Raw genomic sequence first — 15,644 nt, forward strand, 5'->3', positions numbered from 1 at the left:
CCAATGAACCACTACCGAGCAGCTTGAGCGCCGACCCTGTGCTGGGAAGCTATTGGGCGGTCGCGCTCATTGCGCTGGGACTGATCGCCCTTTTGGCACTTGGTCCGCGGTATGGCAAGTTGTCTTGGCAGCGAAAGACCGTGCTCACAATCCTGCGGTTGGCGATTATCTTGCTGGTGGTGGTGGCGCTGCTGCGACCGACGAAGCTAACGACCGTCAAGACACCGCGCACCAGCGTGGTGATTGTGATGGTCGACATCAGCCGCAGCATGCAATTGCCCAATGGGCAGGGAGATAAATCTCGCTGGCAAGCGCAGCAGCAAGCCATCGCCCAGATTGAATCCCAGCTGACGAATCTCGGTCCCGATCTGGAACTGCGCACCTATCAATACGACTCGCGCTTGCAGCCTTGGGAAGTGAAAAACGGCCGGCTAGTACTGCCCGATCAGCCCACCGGCGATCAAACCGACGTGGGCACTTCCCTCTTTGCGGCGCTCGTGCCCGAACAAGGCAAGCGTGTCGCCGCAGTAGTGCTGTTGGGCGATGGTGCGCAGACCGCGTTCGATCCGCAAGTCGAAGTGCAAGAAGCGGGGCGCAAAGTGCGCGACGATTTCGCTGCACCCCTCTATACCGTGACGTTCGGACCAGCTGGCGATGCCGCGCAATCGCGCGATGTGGCCGTGGAGCGACTCGACGAGCAGTTCACCGTATTCGTGAAGAACGAACTCCTGGTGAAGGGGATCGTCCGCGTCCGCGGATACGTGCAAAAAGACATTCCCGTCGAACTCACGTTGGAAGACTCTACGGGAAAGAAGCAGGTCATCGGGCAAAGAATCGTGCGGGCTGCTGAAGATGGCAAGCAGTTGGAAGTTGATTTTCCCTTCACCCCGCAGCAGGTAGGTCACTTTCGGCTAACGATGACTGCAGCGCAGCAAGAGGGAGAACTGGTAGCCAAGAATAATACGCTCAGCGCTTACTTGACGGTGCTCGAAGGTGGCCTGCGAGTACTGTACCTCGATGGTGAGAAGCGGTTCGAACAAAAGTTCTTGCGGCGAGCCATCAATGCCTCGCCCGATATCGACCTCGACGACCGCATTATCGATGTCCGCGGCAAACCGCGCTGGCCGATCGACTTGAGCGAAGACTTGAAACCGACAAAATACGATGCATATATCCTGGGCGAAGTCGATGCTGCTGCCATTGGTCCCCAGCAGTTGCAGATTTTGGCCAACAACGTCGCCGCGGGCAAAGGGCTGCTGATGATTGGCGGCCGGCGGAGTTTTGGTTGGGGGCACTATCGCGGCACACCCCTCGAAGCGGTCTTGCCGGTGAAGTTTGACTCCGTCGAAGGGAGCGAAGGGCTGACCGAAGCGCAGCTTAATCGCTTTTTTATCGATGGTCCGTTGCCGCTGGCCCCGACGCAGCCGCACCCGATCACACGTTTAGCCAGTGAAGCCCAAAATGCGAGTGCCTGGAAAAAGCTGCCGCCACTGGCTTGGGCGCACCGCTTCATGGAAGTGAAAACGGGTCCTGGCGTGCGCGTGCTGCTCCAATCGCCGGCTGGCGATCCGCTCCTCGTCAGTGGCGAGTTTGGTCGCGGTCGCGTCCTTGCGTTCGCAGGGGAATCGAGTTATCGCTGGCCGATGCACGGCTTCGAACAAGAGCACAAACGTTTCTGGCGGCAAGCGATTCTGTGGCTTGTCCGGCGCGACGACCTTGACCGCGACGACGTCTGGATCAAACTCGACCAGCGGCGCTTTAATCCCGGCAGCCGCGTGCAAATCACCGCTGGTGCGCGAAGCAGCACGGGCGACGCGATCACCACGGCCACATTCACGACGCAGTTGATCCTGCCCGGAGGCGACAAGCAGCAGTTGCGGCTGTCGCTCGATGGCGAGCAGTACGTGGGAAGCGTCGAAGTGAAAGTTCCTGGCGATTACGCGATTGAAACGGTCGCGAATCAAGAAGGTCGTAAGTTGGGAAGCGCGCGGGCTGAGTTTCTGGTTTTCGATCGCGATATCGAACTGAGCAATCCGGCCGCCGATCCCGATCAAATGGCCGCGCTGGCTGCCTGGACGAAAGCCGATGGCGGTCGTCCGCTCAATCCCGAAGAACTCCCCGCGTTGATTGCCGAGATCAAGAGCCGGCCGAAAGACTACGAAGTGCGGCAGACGAAGTGGCAACTTGCCAGCACTGCAGGCGATGCCTGGCTCTTCTTCGGGGTACTCATCGGGCTGCTCGGCACCGATTGGTTCCTGCGGAAGAAATGGGGGCTCGTGTGACGCTTGCCTCCCGCGCAAGTCAGTTTGCTCATTGGCGACTCATCGCACTTCTGGCCTTCACGCTGGCACTGCGGGGCGGGCTGATACTGGCTCGGTTCGATCAACTGCAGGCCGATCCAGACAGTTATTTACTGATCGCGCAGCATTTGGTTCGATCGGCAGTCTTCAGCGTGGATGATCCATCGGTTAACTCACCGCGACCTTCGGCCTATCGCCCGCCACTCTATCCTGTCTTGCTCAGCAATCTGGCTGTTGGCAAGGATCTGATCATTCACAGCGGAGCAATCGCGATCGCCCATCTGGCGATGGGACTGGCCACCGTGTGGCTTACCTGGCTGATTGCGCGTTGGCTCGAACTCGGTTGGGCCAGTTACATCGCGGGGCTGCTCGTGGCCTGCGATCCGATCTTGCTCAATCAGCAATCGCTCATCATGACCGAAACGCTCGCCGCGCTCTGCACGGTGATTGCCTGGGCACTCCTCGTCCGATTTCACTTTAACCGCAATTGGTGGAACGCTGGCCTGGCTGGCGGCGCGATTGGTCTCGCCGCGCTCTGCCGGCCGACGTATCTCCCTTGGTTGGCAGTGAGCGTGCTGCTTAGTTTGCTCCTCAAGCCGGGCAAGGTGGGAGCTTCGCAATCGACTTCCCAGCAACCGAACAGAGAAATCTCTCAACGGCTGCTCAATGCGATTGCGATGCTCATTGGCGGAGTCAGCGTGTTATCGCCCTGGGTTATTCGCAACTATCAAGCATTTCAAGAGCCGCTAGTCACCACCACGCATGGTGGTTACACGCTCTATCTGGCGAACAACCGGCACTTTTTTGCCTACTTGCGACACGACCAGACGGGGTTACCGTGGGACCCAAAAAACCGAACGGAATTTGGAGACCAGTTGCGCTATCGTGAATCGTTCAACGAAGAACTTAATGGCGTGCTGTACGGACTCAATGCTCCTGTCTTGAGTCTCGTTGGGAACAACGAATTTGAATACGATCGCATGCTTGCCGAACAATCGCGACAGGAAATACGAAACGATCCCGCTGGCTTTCTGCTCGCCGCCTGGTATCGCGTCCGGCAACTCTGGTCGCCACTCCCCTACAAACTTGCAGCCGATGAATCGCGCGCGCGGATGTTGCTCCGCTATCTAACCGCGGGCTGGTACCTGACTGTATATGCGCTCGCCCTTGCCGGTTGCTATCGGCTGCGCTGGAACTTGCTCCGCTCACCCTGGCTGTGGGGAGTGCTGCTGTGCGCGATTTTTACCGGCGTGCACACGCTCTATTGGTGCAACCTCCGCATGCGTGCGCCACTGATGCCCATTGTGGCGATTGTTGCCGCCGCGGGTTTACTACAAGTGACGCAAAGTGCCGGCCGCGTACGGAGCAGTGCATAGGCCAATGCCTGCCGCAGGGGCGAAGGATGCAAAAAGACTCCCGACCCCAGCTGACCGGTGTTACTTCGTGGGGACTGCTTTCAGCACTTCGTCGGCAGAGGTGCGGCCGCCATGCGTGCTGCTGATTTTGGCGTAAACGACTTGCTGGTTCTGGTCGATGACGAAGGTAGCTGGATAAGCAGTTTCTTTCGGCGCGTCCCAGCGCAGGCGATAAGCATTCGTAAACGTATAGTCGGGATCGAGGGCGAGATAGCAGTTATCGGGAAATGTCTTTCCGCGAGTAAAGTCGTCGGCATGTTGCTTGAGCCCATCAGCTGCCCCGGGATAAACGAGCACGATGTTCGCCTTGGCAGCGGCGAACTTTTTGGCAGCGCCAAGAAACTGCCCCGTCTGCTGATTGCAGGCCGGGCATTGATAACCCGGATAACCCCGCAGCACGATCAAGACGACCGGACCTTGCTTCACTAACTTTGCTAGCGACACTTCTTCGCCATCGGCCGTGCTCAGTTTGAAATCCGGAGCTTTGTCACCGACCGCAGGCGCCTTGTCCTTCGCACATGCCGCGCTGGTGCAGAGGGCCACTGCTGAAATCGACGCGAATGCCAGCGTACTGAATGTTCGACGCGAGAAAATGGACATGAAGTGTTTCCTGATCTGGGAAATGAAACTGCGACTCGATTGGCACGCACTCCCTTTCGATGCTGCAGCCGCCACTTGGTTACGCGCGATTGACTGCAGAGTATGCTGGAAGCAGCGAAGTATGTTTTTGTCGCGTGGGCCTCAGCCCACGAATGCCCTGCTGCGAAACGTGGCCTGAAGGCCAAACGACTGGATCGTTAATCATGGAAATTCTGCCCGACCACCTGAAAGGCCAGTCGCTTTATGACCGGAGCTATCAAAAGCGAACCGAAGCGCTAACGACCGCTGCGGCCGATCCGCGCTGGGCCGAAACCTGGACGGAGTTGGGGCAGGGCGCGCCGACGCTGGCGGGGCTCGCGCGCATCTGTTCGACGGCGCTAGCGACCGGCGGCGCGCCCGATTTGCCACTCTCGCTGGAAGCGAAGGCGCTGTTAATCGCTGCTAAGAATCGAGGGACGCTGGAGATCAAAGGCTCGAACCGGGCCTTCGATGCACCCGGCCGGATGTTAGCCGTCTATGTCGAAGCAGCTGTCGACCGCACTTTGATTTTTCGGAGTCGCGAGAACCCGGCGTTCACCATTCGGTTTCTCGCCGGCTTTCGCGAATTGTGCCAGGCAGGGCTCGTGATGCATCACATCTATCACGAGTTCTCTCTGACGCGCGAAGGTTTCGAACGGGCCGAAACAGTCGATCCCGCCGAAGTAGAAACACTGCTGTCACTGGCGACGGACCTGGGCGTATTAGAATAGCGGACTTCTGTCCGACTATTTCAGGTTCTTCAAGAAGTCGTTCAGGTCATCATCGTCGGCCGCTTTATCCGTCTGCTCATCGTCGGCAAAGAAACCGAAGTCGGGGGCCTTATCTACTGGCTTCGCCGCGGGTGCCGCTGGAGCTTTATCGGCCGGCTTGGCTGGCGGCGTCGGTTTGGTTTCAGCTGCTTTGGCCTCAACGGGCGACTTGGCCGCGACCGGAATCGTCACGGCACCAGGTTTGGCCTTATTGGGAGCGGCGATAGTTTCTGCCGATCCATTCTTGCCGGGCAACTCCTTGGTCTTATCGGAAGCAATTTCCGAGAAGAGGGGCTGGGCGTCGTCCAGGTCAAAATCCATTTCGACATCGACGGGCTCTTGGGGAATCGTTTCACCAGCGGCCGGTTTGCGCACGGTGGAATCGGCGGTTGGCTTGCGAGTCGCAGGACGTGAGGCAACGGTCCCTTCGCCATCTGTTTCGCTCGAAGGCTTGACAGTCTTCATTTGCGGACCAGGGCCAGCAGGCGGCTGACCACCGGCGGCAGCATCTTCGTACATCGCGCGGAACGTTACGGTGCCAATCGTCAGCAGTTGCCCCGAGTGTAAGGGAGCATCACCTTCGATTCGCTGATTGTTGACGAACGTGCCATTGAGCGAGCCCAGATCGCGCACCATCAGGGCACCGCTTGCTTCAAAAATTTCGCAGTGCTGGCGACTGACGAGTGGATGGCGCAGCATGATGGAGCAGTCGCGACCGCGACCTACTGTAGAGGGTAGGCGCAGTTTGACCTCTGGGGTTTTGACATCCCCGCCGACCACCACCAGCGTCACATTCAACGACATCGACAGCTCCGCAAGCGCACGCGACTGACCTCCGCAACTTCCAGAAAAAAATGCGGCGACCAGCCTTCACAAAAAGGAGGGTCCCCAGCCATCATTGCTCCTTATGGGCAGGCAGGGAAACCCTGAATTCAAGTCTAACTAGCGGGCCCGCCCAGAACAACTATCTGCCTGTGAAGACCTCTGTTGGTGCGGGCCAGATCGGGCGAAGTCTGGCAAATCGTTGGCTAGTACTGGCGGTTACGTCTAAGGATTGACGGTAATCGACCAGCCCAAGGGCCACGTGGGCGCGGGTTGAGCTGCCGGAGGTTGGGTGAGGACTTCCAGATTACGCAAGGCTTGGGGATTGCCGGGATTCAGTCGCAAAATGTCCCTTTGGACGGCAATGCAGGCTTCGCGATCAGTCCCATCACGCAGCAGAATATCGCTAAGGACGATGCGTGCCCAAGCCAGCTGCGGGGCGCGTGAGATCGCCTTTTCGACCAGTTGCCGGGCTTCTTTCAAGTCGCCCCGAGCGACTTTGGCCTCAGCTCGTAGCACCTGAGCGTAGGGGTCGCCCATTTCGCACTTTTCTAATTGCCGGGCGACATACTCGATATCGCCCCAGCGATGCTGCATTAGATAGGCGTAACCCAGGTTCACCCAGGCCGGAATCCAGGCCGGGTTTTCGGCCAGCAGTTCTTGAAAGACCTGTTCGGCGGCATCAAACCGTTGTGTCTCGCGATAGATGCGCCCCAGCAGAATCCGCCCCTCCCGACCATCGTGGTAGGTGCTTGCTCCGTGCAGCAGATGTTTGGAGCGTGGCGAATTGAAAAGATCCCGCAGGCACTGCTCGGCACCTCCCAGGTCATTGAAGTCGCATAGCAACTCAGCCCGGCGGGTCACAAGTTCGACATCGTGCGGAAACGACTGCAGGGCTTCGGTCGTAAATCCAAACGCCTCTTCGCGCCGACCAAGGCGGACGAGGGTTTCGACAATCAGCGCGTACAAGCGACGAACCCAGTCGCCTCGAGATTTTACCAGTTGCAGACTCTTGAGCAGGTGCGCCAGTGCCTGGTTGGCTTGCCCGGTACGCAAATAGGTAGTGCCTAGCAGAAACGAAGTAACCGGATTCTCAGGATCCGTGGCATAGTCCATGCGCAGCAAACGCAGATCGCGGTTCGCCTTGCGCTGGCACAATGCCGGGTCGACATAGCCCAGGTGCTCGACCCGCAGGTCGGTATGCACCAGTTCATCCCCCAACGTTTCAAGCTGTGGCGTGATCTGCTCGTGCACGCGGCCAGTCCAACGCGCTTGCGGGTGATTGCGAAACAACCGAGTGTGTGAGATGAGGGTAGTCGGCTCGGTGCTGTGCCGGCTGCTCGAAACGGTCGTCATCACATAAAAGCGGCGCGGCGCGTTGGTGGGTTGTGTTGCTAGTTTGTCCATCAACTCGGCCAACTGAACACGATTCTGTTCGTCGATCCGATCGTCGGCATCAAGCCAGAAAATCCAGTCGCCGGTGGCCTGATCGGCAGCAAAATTGCGGGCACTGGAAAAATCATCGGACCATTCGTAGTCGAAGACCTTCGCGCCCAACGTTTCGGCTATCTCGCGGGTGCCATCCGCCGAGCCGGTATCAACAACGATGACTTCGTCGAACAGGTGCTGGACCGGTTGCAGGCAAGAACGCAGATTGGCCTCTTCGTTGCGGACAATCATGCAAAGCGAGACGCGGGGGCGCAGGTTCACAGCGAGTTCCTTCGCAGCAGAATAAACAGATGCCAGATGAGGTCGGACATGACTCGTGGCCCCGCGCGGGCGAGGCTTCGCCCCGTGATTACGGGGCTGAATCGAGCATCTAGTTAGGCATTTGCCGTACCGCAGCCGCAATTCGGTTCTGCGACTCCTGAAGTGGTACTTTCGGAGACCAATGCGACGGCGGCTGGCACCCTGCCAATCGGTCCATAAGTCAAAATCTGACAACAGCTTATGTTCGATATGGCTGTTTTAGGCTGCTGCGATTCCACGTACATCGTTGCAAAACTCGACCTCAAGCCATCCCCCAAGAAGAGCGACGAATTGTCCGGATTTGGCCGAAGGACAGCGACAGGTTGTCGCACCTGGCATTTCGACAGAAGGTGCCAGTGGTGTTCATCTAGAGGGTGCAAAATCGTATTTAACTGCCGAAAACAGGTTCGTTGCCTGCCCAGCAGACGAGGAGTTAGTTCGGAGCGGAACGTCATTTGCCAGAGAAATTGAGTTTTCGCACCCAGGCACACATCGGCATGAACACCAAGAATATTCTTGTTCTGGCACCCCATCCAGACGACGAAAGTCTGGGCTGCGGTGGCACCATCAAAATGTTGACGCAGGCTGGCAAGCGGGTCGATGTCATCTTCATGACCCGCGGCGAAAATGGTTTCGATGCTCCTTATCAACAGCATGAACAGGCTCGCGCGGAGCTGGCTTCCACCCGCGAGGCCGAAGCGCGGGCCGCTTGTGCAGTGCTGGGCGTGCAGGAAGTTGAATTCTTGAAAGGAGTCGACGGAGGCCTGCAGAATCAGCCTCACCTGGCGCAGTCGATTGCCTTTGTACTGAATGCTGGCAACTATCACCGTGTATTCGCACCTTGGCTTGGTGAGGCCCATCCCGATCACGCTGCCACGTTTCGCCTGTTGCAACGGGCCTTGGCTGATACGGGTTTGTCACCCTCGATCTGGCTCTACGAAGTTTGGACTCCCTTGCTGCCCACTGACCTGGTGCCGATTGATCCCACCATGGCCGCCAAACGCGAGGCCATTACGAAGCATGTCAGCCAGTTGGCGGTCCTTGACTATCTGGGCGCTTTTGTGGGACTCGCTGCTTATCGCGCGCTGAGTTGCCCTCCGTCGCACTATGCTGAAGCCTTTCTGACGGTTGACACCCAGACCTTTCTGGCGATGAAATAACGTGCTGTAACGCCAAGTCTCCTGCGCATTTTCCTGCTAACTTCCTCTCCCTGCTGTGCCTGCCATGTTGCAACGCTTGAACTGGGGCTGCGGCCCGCACTCTCCTTATGGTTGGGTGAATTCCGATATCGAAGCGGGACCGGGGGTCGATGTCGCTGCCGACATTCGGCAAGGACTCCCCTTTCCCGATAACCACTTCGACTACATCGTGAGCATCCACGTGCTCCCCGAACTGGCCTATCGGGAACTCGACCCAGCGCTCGTCGAACTGCGACGAGTCCTGAAGCCGAACGGTGTGCTGCGGCTTTCGCTCCCCGATCTCGATTTGGCCATCAATGCTTATCGCAGCAAAGACGTCGACTATTTCTTAATCGGCGATGAAGAGGTTCAAAGCCTGGCCGGCAAGCTGATCGTGCAGCTGCTCTGGTACGGCCGCTCGCGGAGCATGTTCACCTGGGAGTTCACGAAGGAGCTGCTCGAACGTACTGGTTATCGAGACATTACGCGCGATGCACACTTGAAAACATCGAGCGGGCTCGACGGAATTACCGAGCTCGATAATCGTCCCCTGGAAAGCCTGTTTATCGAAGCACGCAAGTAGATTGCGCGCGATGGATGGCAGAGTTCTTGGTTGCTTGCCCCGATCCGGGCAAAGTACCATGCAGGCTCGTTGGTACTTTATGTCACTTCTCCGCGAGGTTCATTCGCGATGCTCGTTTTCCGTTGGACACTCGTAGGCTGTTTGCTTGCCGTCAGCTTGGCAACTGCCGCAGACGAGAAGAAAAAGGCCGATCCCAAAGCAAAGCCGGCCGCGAAAGCGCCCGCAGCAAAAACACCACCCACAAAAGTTCCTGCCAAGGTCGACGACAGCGATCCGCTGAAGGGGCTGGGAGTAGCGGTCGATTTGCCTGCAATCGCGCCGGTGGGCAAATGGGCGACGCTGGGAAAGGTAACGGTCTCCGAAAAGCTGATTGTGGTGATGAGCTTGCGCTACGGCGATCGCTGCTTGGGTCCGGGCAAGAAGGTGGAACTGAAAGAACGCGACGATGGTCGTTCCTGGCAATGCCTGGCAACGGAGCGAGAAGGAGCCGAGCCCGTGGAGATTGCGGTTTTTCGCCTGGACCAAGGGGCGCTGCAATTTGCGTGGAGCGCCGGTGCCGAACAGGTGTCAAATGCCGGTAGCCTGAAAAACGCATCGTTCGAAATCGCGGTGGCCGCTAGTAAAAAAGTGGTCGGACTGCGCAAAACGATGAGAGGGAAACCGCTGGCCCTCTCGTGGGACGAACCGACGACCGAGTACTACGAAATTGCTGATCCGCCACGGCTGGATAGCCTGCGCATCGAGATCGATATGCCGCGGGCAGAGTTCAAGAGTCGAAATGTCAGCTGGCGGCTGCTACTCGACGGCCCGGCCTTGAAAGCCTCGGGTGGAGTAGCCTGGGCCGAAGCCATTCGGCCACCGCACCTGCTCGTGAAAATCGATAGCTCATTCAGCAAATCGCTGAAGGTCACGGCGACACCCATGTTCTGGATTGCCGACCGCGAGAAGCCCCAGCGTCTGACGGCGAAGGGACTGACCACCGCGATCACGCAGCTTAACGCTTACGAAGCCAAGCTCAATCTGGCCCGCAGCAGTTTGCCCAAGGGAAAGTCAGCCAACGACGCCTCCAAAGCCCAATACGACGCGATTACGAAGGAACTGGCCGCCGTTCGCAAAGCGGGCGACGATCTCGCCTCGCTGCAAGAGTTCGTCAAGGAAATCAAGCTCGGCGGCATTCAGCTGAAAGTCTTTCAAGAGGTGGATGGGCAGACCACAACACTGCTGACGACGAAGTAGGCATCACGAAACCTGGGCGCCATAAGGGCCGCAATCATGATTCGCGTTTCTGCAATCCTGGTGGTTATCGGTTTGGTTGTCGCGCTTGGCGCAAATCCGACACAGACCGATGAAGGGCTGACCGCCTTTCAGGACGCCGCCAGTTTTCAGAACAACGGCTTGTTCGACATTGCGATCGGCGAATGGAAACGAGCGATCAAGCTCTGCAAGGATCCCGAGTTGGTTCGCAAGGCCAGGATTTACTTGGGCACTTGCCATATGCAAACCAAGCAGCACGCTGAAGCGCTCAAGCAGTTCGAGCACCTTACGGCCGGCGAACTGAGCCGCGAAAAGTCGAAGGCCGCCAACATGGACCAGCGTCGGCAAGTGCTGCTTTACATGGTCAATTGCCACGTCGTACTCAAGAACAAAGATAAGGCAACGCAGCTTGCGGACGAGTTCAAAAAGGAATTTCCAAACGACGTCAAAGACCTGGAAGTCATGCTGGACGGCAAAGGCCTGCCGAGGAACGCCGCGGAATCCATTCAGGCAGCAGAAACGCAAGTTAAACGAAAATGAGTCAGCGGTCGGGAATCATTGGCGAGCAACAGCCAATGATTATCGAACGACGTTTTTCGCCAATGACTCCCGACCCCGAACCAATCGAGCTTCCTAATCCAGGAAGTCGTCTTCTTCCAAACGCGAGGGGACGTACTCTTCCGTGACGTAGCTGATGTCTTTGCTGATGAGGGATTCGACTTCGAGCTTGAAGCCGTTCTTCAGCATCTGATCGATTTCCTTCTGCCAGGCGGGCTTGTTCTTGAACCAGGGATACTCGGCGATCTGCTTTGCCCGTTTCACGTCCTGTTCATTCAAGCGAATCTGCACGCTGGCCGAAAGTTCGCAGCGGTCGTAGTCGCGGCTGCGCAGGCCCAGGTAGCGGCAATCGGGAATCGCCATGCGGGCCGACTCGTGGGCCAGGTTGATCGAGCCCTGCTTGATCACGCTGTAGATGTAATAGCCCCAAGGATCGTTATCGAGCACGCAATAGACGGGCAGTTCGAGTTCGTTATGCAGCCGATGCAACATGCGCCGCACACCGCGCGGAGGCTGTCCGCCGCCGTGCGTCAGAATGCAGTTATATTTCTGCCAGAACTTGTCTTCGTTGAACCGCCGCCAGACCGTGTCCTTTTCGACATGCAGGATGAACTCAGCTTTGCACTTTTTGAACTGCACAATCTCCGGTTCGACGATCGAGGGAATCGAGTAGCCACCGGAACCCATCCGCGTGCAATCGATTTCGTCGCCGCTATCGATCACCGTAATGTTCCCGACCATCGCACCCGCGTTCTTCGCATACAGGTGCAACTCTTCCCGCATCGCGGTCAGGATCACTTCGACGTCTTCGATCATCGAGTCCGATTCGCTCTGATCGTCGAAGGTCTCTTCCTTCGTTCCCGCGATCGTGTGCTTGAGCATGTAGTACAGACCGCGGAGGCTCGTCGTCTTCCCTTGCTCCAGCAGTCGTTTGCACCCACTGCCGACGAGCAGCGTTTGCATGTAGGCCTTGGCCTGCGACAGGTTAAACAGCTCGCGCTGAGTACTTCCCTTCCCCAGTTCGAGAATCTTGCGACTCTTGTTGAACGAGATGTTTGACAATGACCGCGAGCGGATATCGAGCACCGGCGGCTTCGCCTTTTCAGCGAAAGTTTCGACTTTCGTCGCCAGCTCACGCAGCGAAGTCAGTGTCTTCTTATCTTTGGCAGTGAGCACCACCGGGGCGGCAGGAGTCGCAGCAGGTCGAGCAGATTTTTTGGCCATGATTATCGTCTAATTCACTCTTAACTGGTTCGTAGTATCACTCTACAAAGAACTCCTCGCGATCCGTCACGCGGAAGTCCCGTCCTGCGGCACGATCAGCACTTTGTCATCGTCGAAAGCTTCAGCTTCCTCAGCGACAATCTTCTTGCCGCGGCTATCGAGTTTCATGTCCGCTTCGGCGGTCTTCTTCTTGGCGACGTTCAGCAGGCGGTCGTAGAGTTCAGTTTGCTTCTTTTCGTTGAGATCTTGGATCTCGCTCACGGCGCCTGCAACTTCTTTCAAGTAACGCAGGAAGACGCTGCGGCGCTCGCCTTCTTGCTTCACCTTGTTGCGGGCGTTGAGGTACATCTGCAAACGTCGGCCGACAGCTTGCAGCCCGAGACGCAGTTCCTTTTGAATCTCGGGATAGCCGGCGATGGCTTCTTTCGATTCGCTGGTGAACGGCACCCAGACGCTGGCCATGTGAACCATCACACTGACGGGGCCGGTCGGCAATCCGCCGCGACTTTGCGTCAATCCGTAGGCTCGCCAGTTGGTCCCCATTACGGCTTGGGTGATGGCACAGGCGCTCATCGAAAACTGCAGCGGCACGCGGTTGGCGTACCGCATGACTTGCATCGTCTGTCCTTCGCTGAGGTTGACGTTCCGCATGGCCGCGTGCAGCTTGGCGATCTCTTTTTTGTCGAGCTTGCCGGGGCTTTGACGGGTGCCCACACCAGCTTCGGCGATGATCTTGTCGGCTCCGTCCCCACCCACGCCATCGAAGGTGTTCATCAAGAACTGGCGAATGGTGCGGGCATCGCTTTCGGCCAGAAATGTCTGCAGCGCATCGAGCGAGACCTTTTGCGCACTCGACACGCCACCGTAGGCCAGCCCCACTTCAATTTGAAACGGGTTGCCGCGATAGACGGCAGGCGGCCGCGTATCGGCGCAATAAAACTCGCCGGGCACCACATGATGCAGCCCCTTGAGAATCAAGGGCTCACCGATGGGGCACAAGCAATCGGTCGCGGGAGCACTGATCTTGGTGTTTTGAATCGCCTGGAACAGTGCATCGGCCTCTTGTCGGCCAATTCGCTTGGGATGAGCGCGCGAACTGATCTTCGCCGTTTCGCAAATGTTGCTGGCTACCGCATTGCTGACGCGGGAAAACGACTCGGTCAAAAACTGCGTGATGGTGCTGAAGCTGTTGTCCTGCAGCATCGTCATCAAGCGGCCGAGTTCTACGCCATACGGATGCGGCTTGATTTCCTTCGGTTCGGCTGGCAGGTCGGTTGTCGAGCGCTTGTAGTGCGTCTCTTGACCCTCTGCATCTTTGTAATGAATGGTGACGTGCGGATTGGCGATCGCCGTCTGTTCGAGGTATTCATCCACGCTGCCGCGGCCGCGCACGTACTTGGCTTCAAGCTCGATGGTCACGCGGGTGCCGCTCTTCACTTCCTGCTGCGGCTTCTTTTGTCCATCGGGACCTTCCTCGGCCAGGTAGTAGGCTTCCCAATCGATCCCCTGTTTTACGAGTTGTTCATGGCCTTCTTCACCATGCGCGATATCAACGCCTTCACCCTTGCCATTGATGATCTCGGGGTGATTGCGCTTGGTATCGATCTGCAGTTCGAAGTAGTGGGCTTTTTGCTTGGGCCCGGTCTTGGAGATGATCTTCACCGGCTTGCCGGTCGTGAGCACGCCATACATGCCGGCCGCGCTAATGCCGATCCCTTGCTGGCCGCGGCTCATGCGCAGGCGATGGAACTTACTGCCGTACAACAGCTTGCCGAAGATCAGCGGGATCTGTTTTTTGACGATGCCCGGCCCGTTGTCCTGGATGCTGACTTTGTACCGACTGTTCGTCGTCGGCTCGATGATGACCCAAATCTCGGGGACGATGCCAGCTTCTTCGCAGGCGTCGAGCGAGTTGTCGACCGCTTCCTTCACGGTGGTGAGTAGCGCTTTGCGGGGATTGTCGAAACCGAGCAGGTGGCGGTTCTTGGCAAAGAACTCGCTGACCGAGATTTCCTTCTGCTTGGTCGCCATCGTTTCGGCGTTGCTGCGACGCTTCGACGGACTTTCCGTGGGATGCTCGTCGTGGGCAGCACCATTCTCAGCGGAGCCATTAGCGGCCGCTTCACCATTCTTGCCGGCACGCTTGTTGACGAAGTCGCCGGACTCAGAGGCTTCGAAATCGAGGGACTTTTGCGCAGTCGCAGAGGCCTTGGCCAATTCGTACTCCTTTACCGCGATGAGTCAGATGAACACCTCGCTCGAAACCGAGCTACCAGGTTCACCGTCGCTCGAATGAGCCGGACAGTAACTGGACAATCATCGGTCGACGAGTTCCATTTCCTTCGGCGGACCGCCGCTACTGCAGACGATCCGACTCTGACATCCGCCGCCCATGGGAGAGGCAAGCGAGTCAAGCTGCGTCGAGTATATCGACTTTACCGCGCGGCTCAAAGTCGGGATGTAACGCTTCTTCCGCCCCTGCCTGCGCGGCCGGTCGCAGTTGCTCCGCATGGCACATAATGACTCACCGTTGCCGCACGCCCTAGCCGAGAAAATCCCTACGAGAACGACGTGGAAGGCACGGAACGCCACCCCTCGAACTCGCCCACCACGATTGTCCCCCACCATCTTCTGCCCCCTCGACCTGGTGCGAATGAGTCGCGCTGGTGCCGCCTGGCAGATGCCCCCGCCGTCGGAAGGAGTCGACTCATGCTGCGCTCATTGGTGCGCCCTGGATTGGCCTTGGCTGTTGTCCTCGCTGGGCTTGCTGGCTCCATGTCTGCCGCGCAAGCTGGCGATGGTCACCACCACCCCTACTACGGCCATGACTACGCAGGTGCCGGCGGCTGCCGCACAGCCAGCAATGGCGACTGCCAATATCGTTGGTACGGCCAGCCCGACCTGTTTTACAACTACTATCAACCACCAACCTGCGGTGGCATGGGCGCGGAACTCTATCTGTCGCCCCGGCCGGTCCCGGCACACGTCGGCCACACATACATCACCTATCAGCCGCTGATGCCGCACGAGTTTCTGTATCATCACCACCGGACCTATCACCGCTATTACAACAGCGGACAAGGGTTGACCCGGACGCACGTGAAGTACGGCACTTCGATCAAGCCCAACTGGTTCTGGTAGTCAACGCAGCGACTGCAAATCAATAACTCCCC

13 protein-coding genes are annotated in these 15,644 nt (G+C 57.9%); 8 read left to right on the forward strand and 5 right to left on the reverse strand.

Going from position 1 to position 15,644, the window contains the following annotated elements; translation table 11 throughout:
* Nucleotides 1–23 precede the first annotated feature (23 nt).
* Both ETAA8_RS09080 and ETAA8_RS09085 read left to right on the forward strand, forming a co-directional pair.
* The gene (locus ETAA8_RS09080) at nt 24–2,282 is read left to right on the forward strand and encodes a glutamine amidotransferase (protein WP_202921698.1); all 2,259 of its coding nucleotides are present in this window, start codon (nt 24–26) and stop codon (nt 2,280–2,282) included.
* Entirely contained in the window at nt 2,279–3,676 is a 1,398-nt protein-coding gene (locus tag ETAA8_RS09085) for an ArnT family glycosyltransferase (protein WP_202921699.1), read from the forward strand. Before ETAA8_RS09080 ends, ETAA8_RS09085 begins: the two co-directional genes overlap by 4 nt.
* A gap of 60 nt (nt 3,677–3,736) precedes the next feature.
* Here the strand turns inward: ETAA8_RS09085 and ETAA8_RS09090 are convergent, their stop codons facing one another.
* Complete coding sequence (locus ETAA8_RS09090) at nt 3,737–4,315, reverse strand: redoxin domain-containing protein (protein WP_145087657.1); 579 nt, start codon at nt 4,313–4,315, stop codon at nt 3,737–3,739.
* A 203-nt stretch (nt 4,316–4,518) separates the two neighbouring features.
* Between ETAA8_RS09090 and ETAA8_RS09095 the strand changes: the two genes are divergently transcribed.
* Nucleotides 4,519–5,064: a hypothetical protein gene (locus ETAA8_RS09095; protein ID WP_145087659.1), complete on the forward strand. Its 546-nt coding sequence runs from the start codon at nt 4,519–4,521 to the stop codon at nt 5,062–5,064.
* A gap of 15 nt (nt 5,065–5,079) precedes the next feature.
* Here ETAA8_RS09095 and ETAA8_RS09100 read toward each other — a convergent pair whose 3' ends face one another.
* A complete protein-coding gene (locus ETAA8_RS09100; RefSeq protein WP_145087661.1) occupies nt 5,080–5,907 on the reverse strand; it encodes an FHA domain-containing protein in 828 nt (275 codons plus the stop codon).
* Nucleotides 5,908–6,150: 243 nt separating this feature from the next.
* Nucleotides 6,151–7,635 carry a tetratricopeptide repeat-containing glycosyltransferase family 2 protein gene (locus ETAA8_RS09105; RefSeq protein WP_145087663.1) on the reverse strand — a complete coding sequence of 495 codons (1,485 nt, stop codon included), beginning with the start codon at nt 7,633–7,635 and terminating at the stop codon, nt 6,151–6,153.
* Between the two features lie 536 nt (nt 7,636–8,171).
* Here ETAA8_RS09105 and ETAA8_RS09110 point away from each other — a divergent pair.
* The 4 genes from ETAA8_RS09110 (at nt 8,172) to ETAA8_RS09125 (ending at nt 11,229) form a co-directional block, all read left to right on the forward strand.
* Nucleotides 8,172–8,834, forward strand: coding sequence for a PIG-L deacetylase family protein (locus ETAA8_RS09110; protein ID WP_145087665.1), 663 nt, complete (start codon nt 8,172–8,174; stop codon nt 8,832–8,834).
* 64 nt (nt 8,835–8,898) lie between these two features.
* Nucleotides 8,899–9,435 (forward strand): class I SAM-dependent methyltransferase, encoded by a 537-nt coding sequence (locus ETAA8_RS09115; protein ID WP_145087667.1) that lies wholly within the window; start codon nt 8,899–8,901, stop codon nt 9,433–9,435.
* A gap of 108 nt (nt 9,436–9,543) precedes the next feature.
* On the forward strand, nt 9,544–10,671 hold the full coding sequence (locus ETAA8_RS09120; RefSeq protein ID WP_145087669.1) for a hypothetical protein: 1,128 nt from the start codon (nt 9,544–9,546) through the stop codon (nt 10,669–10,671).
* Between the two features lie 36 nt (nt 10,672–10,707).
* Nucleotides 10,708–11,229: a tetratricopeptide repeat protein gene (locus tag ETAA8_RS09125; RefSeq protein WP_145087671.1), complete on the forward strand. Its 522-nt coding sequence runs from the start codon at nt 10,708–10,710 to the stop codon at nt 11,227–11,229.
* A 93-nt stretch (nt 11,230–11,322) separates the two neighbouring features.
* On the opposite strand, the gene ETAA8_RS09130 is transcribed toward ETAA8_RS09125, so the two are convergent.
* Both ETAA8_RS09130 and ETAA8_RS09135 read right to left on the reverse strand, forming a co-directional pair.
* Nucleotides 11,323–12,471 (reverse strand): DNA topoisomerase IV subunit A, encoded by a 1,149-nt coding sequence (locus ETAA8_RS09130; RefSeq protein WP_145087673.1) that lies wholly within the window; start codon nt 12,469–12,471, stop codon nt 11,323–11,325.
* A gap of 66 nt (nt 12,472–12,537) precedes the next feature.
* Nucleotides 12,538–14,688, reverse strand: coding sequence for a DNA topoisomerase VI subunit B (locus ETAA8_RS09135; RefSeq protein ID WP_238397714.1), 2,151 nt, complete (start codon nt 14,686–14,688; stop codon nt 12,538–12,540).
* Between the two features lie 492 nt (nt 14,689–15,180).
* Between ETAA8_RS09135 and ETAA8_RS09140 the strand changes: the two genes are divergently transcribed.
* On the forward strand, nt 15,181–15,612 hold the full coding sequence (locus ETAA8_RS09140; protein ID WP_145087675.1) for a hypothetical protein: 432 nt from the start codon (nt 15,181–15,183) through the stop codon (nt 15,610–15,612).
* The last annotated feature ends 32 nt before the right edge of the window (nt 15,613–15,644 follow it).

The sequence above is a fragment of the Anatilimnocola aggregata genome (assembly GCF_007747655.1).
In the GTDB taxonomy this organism is placed as follows: domain Bacteria; phylum Planctomycetota; class Planctomycetia; order Pirellulales; family Pirellulaceae; genus Anatilimnocola; species Anatilimnocola aggregata.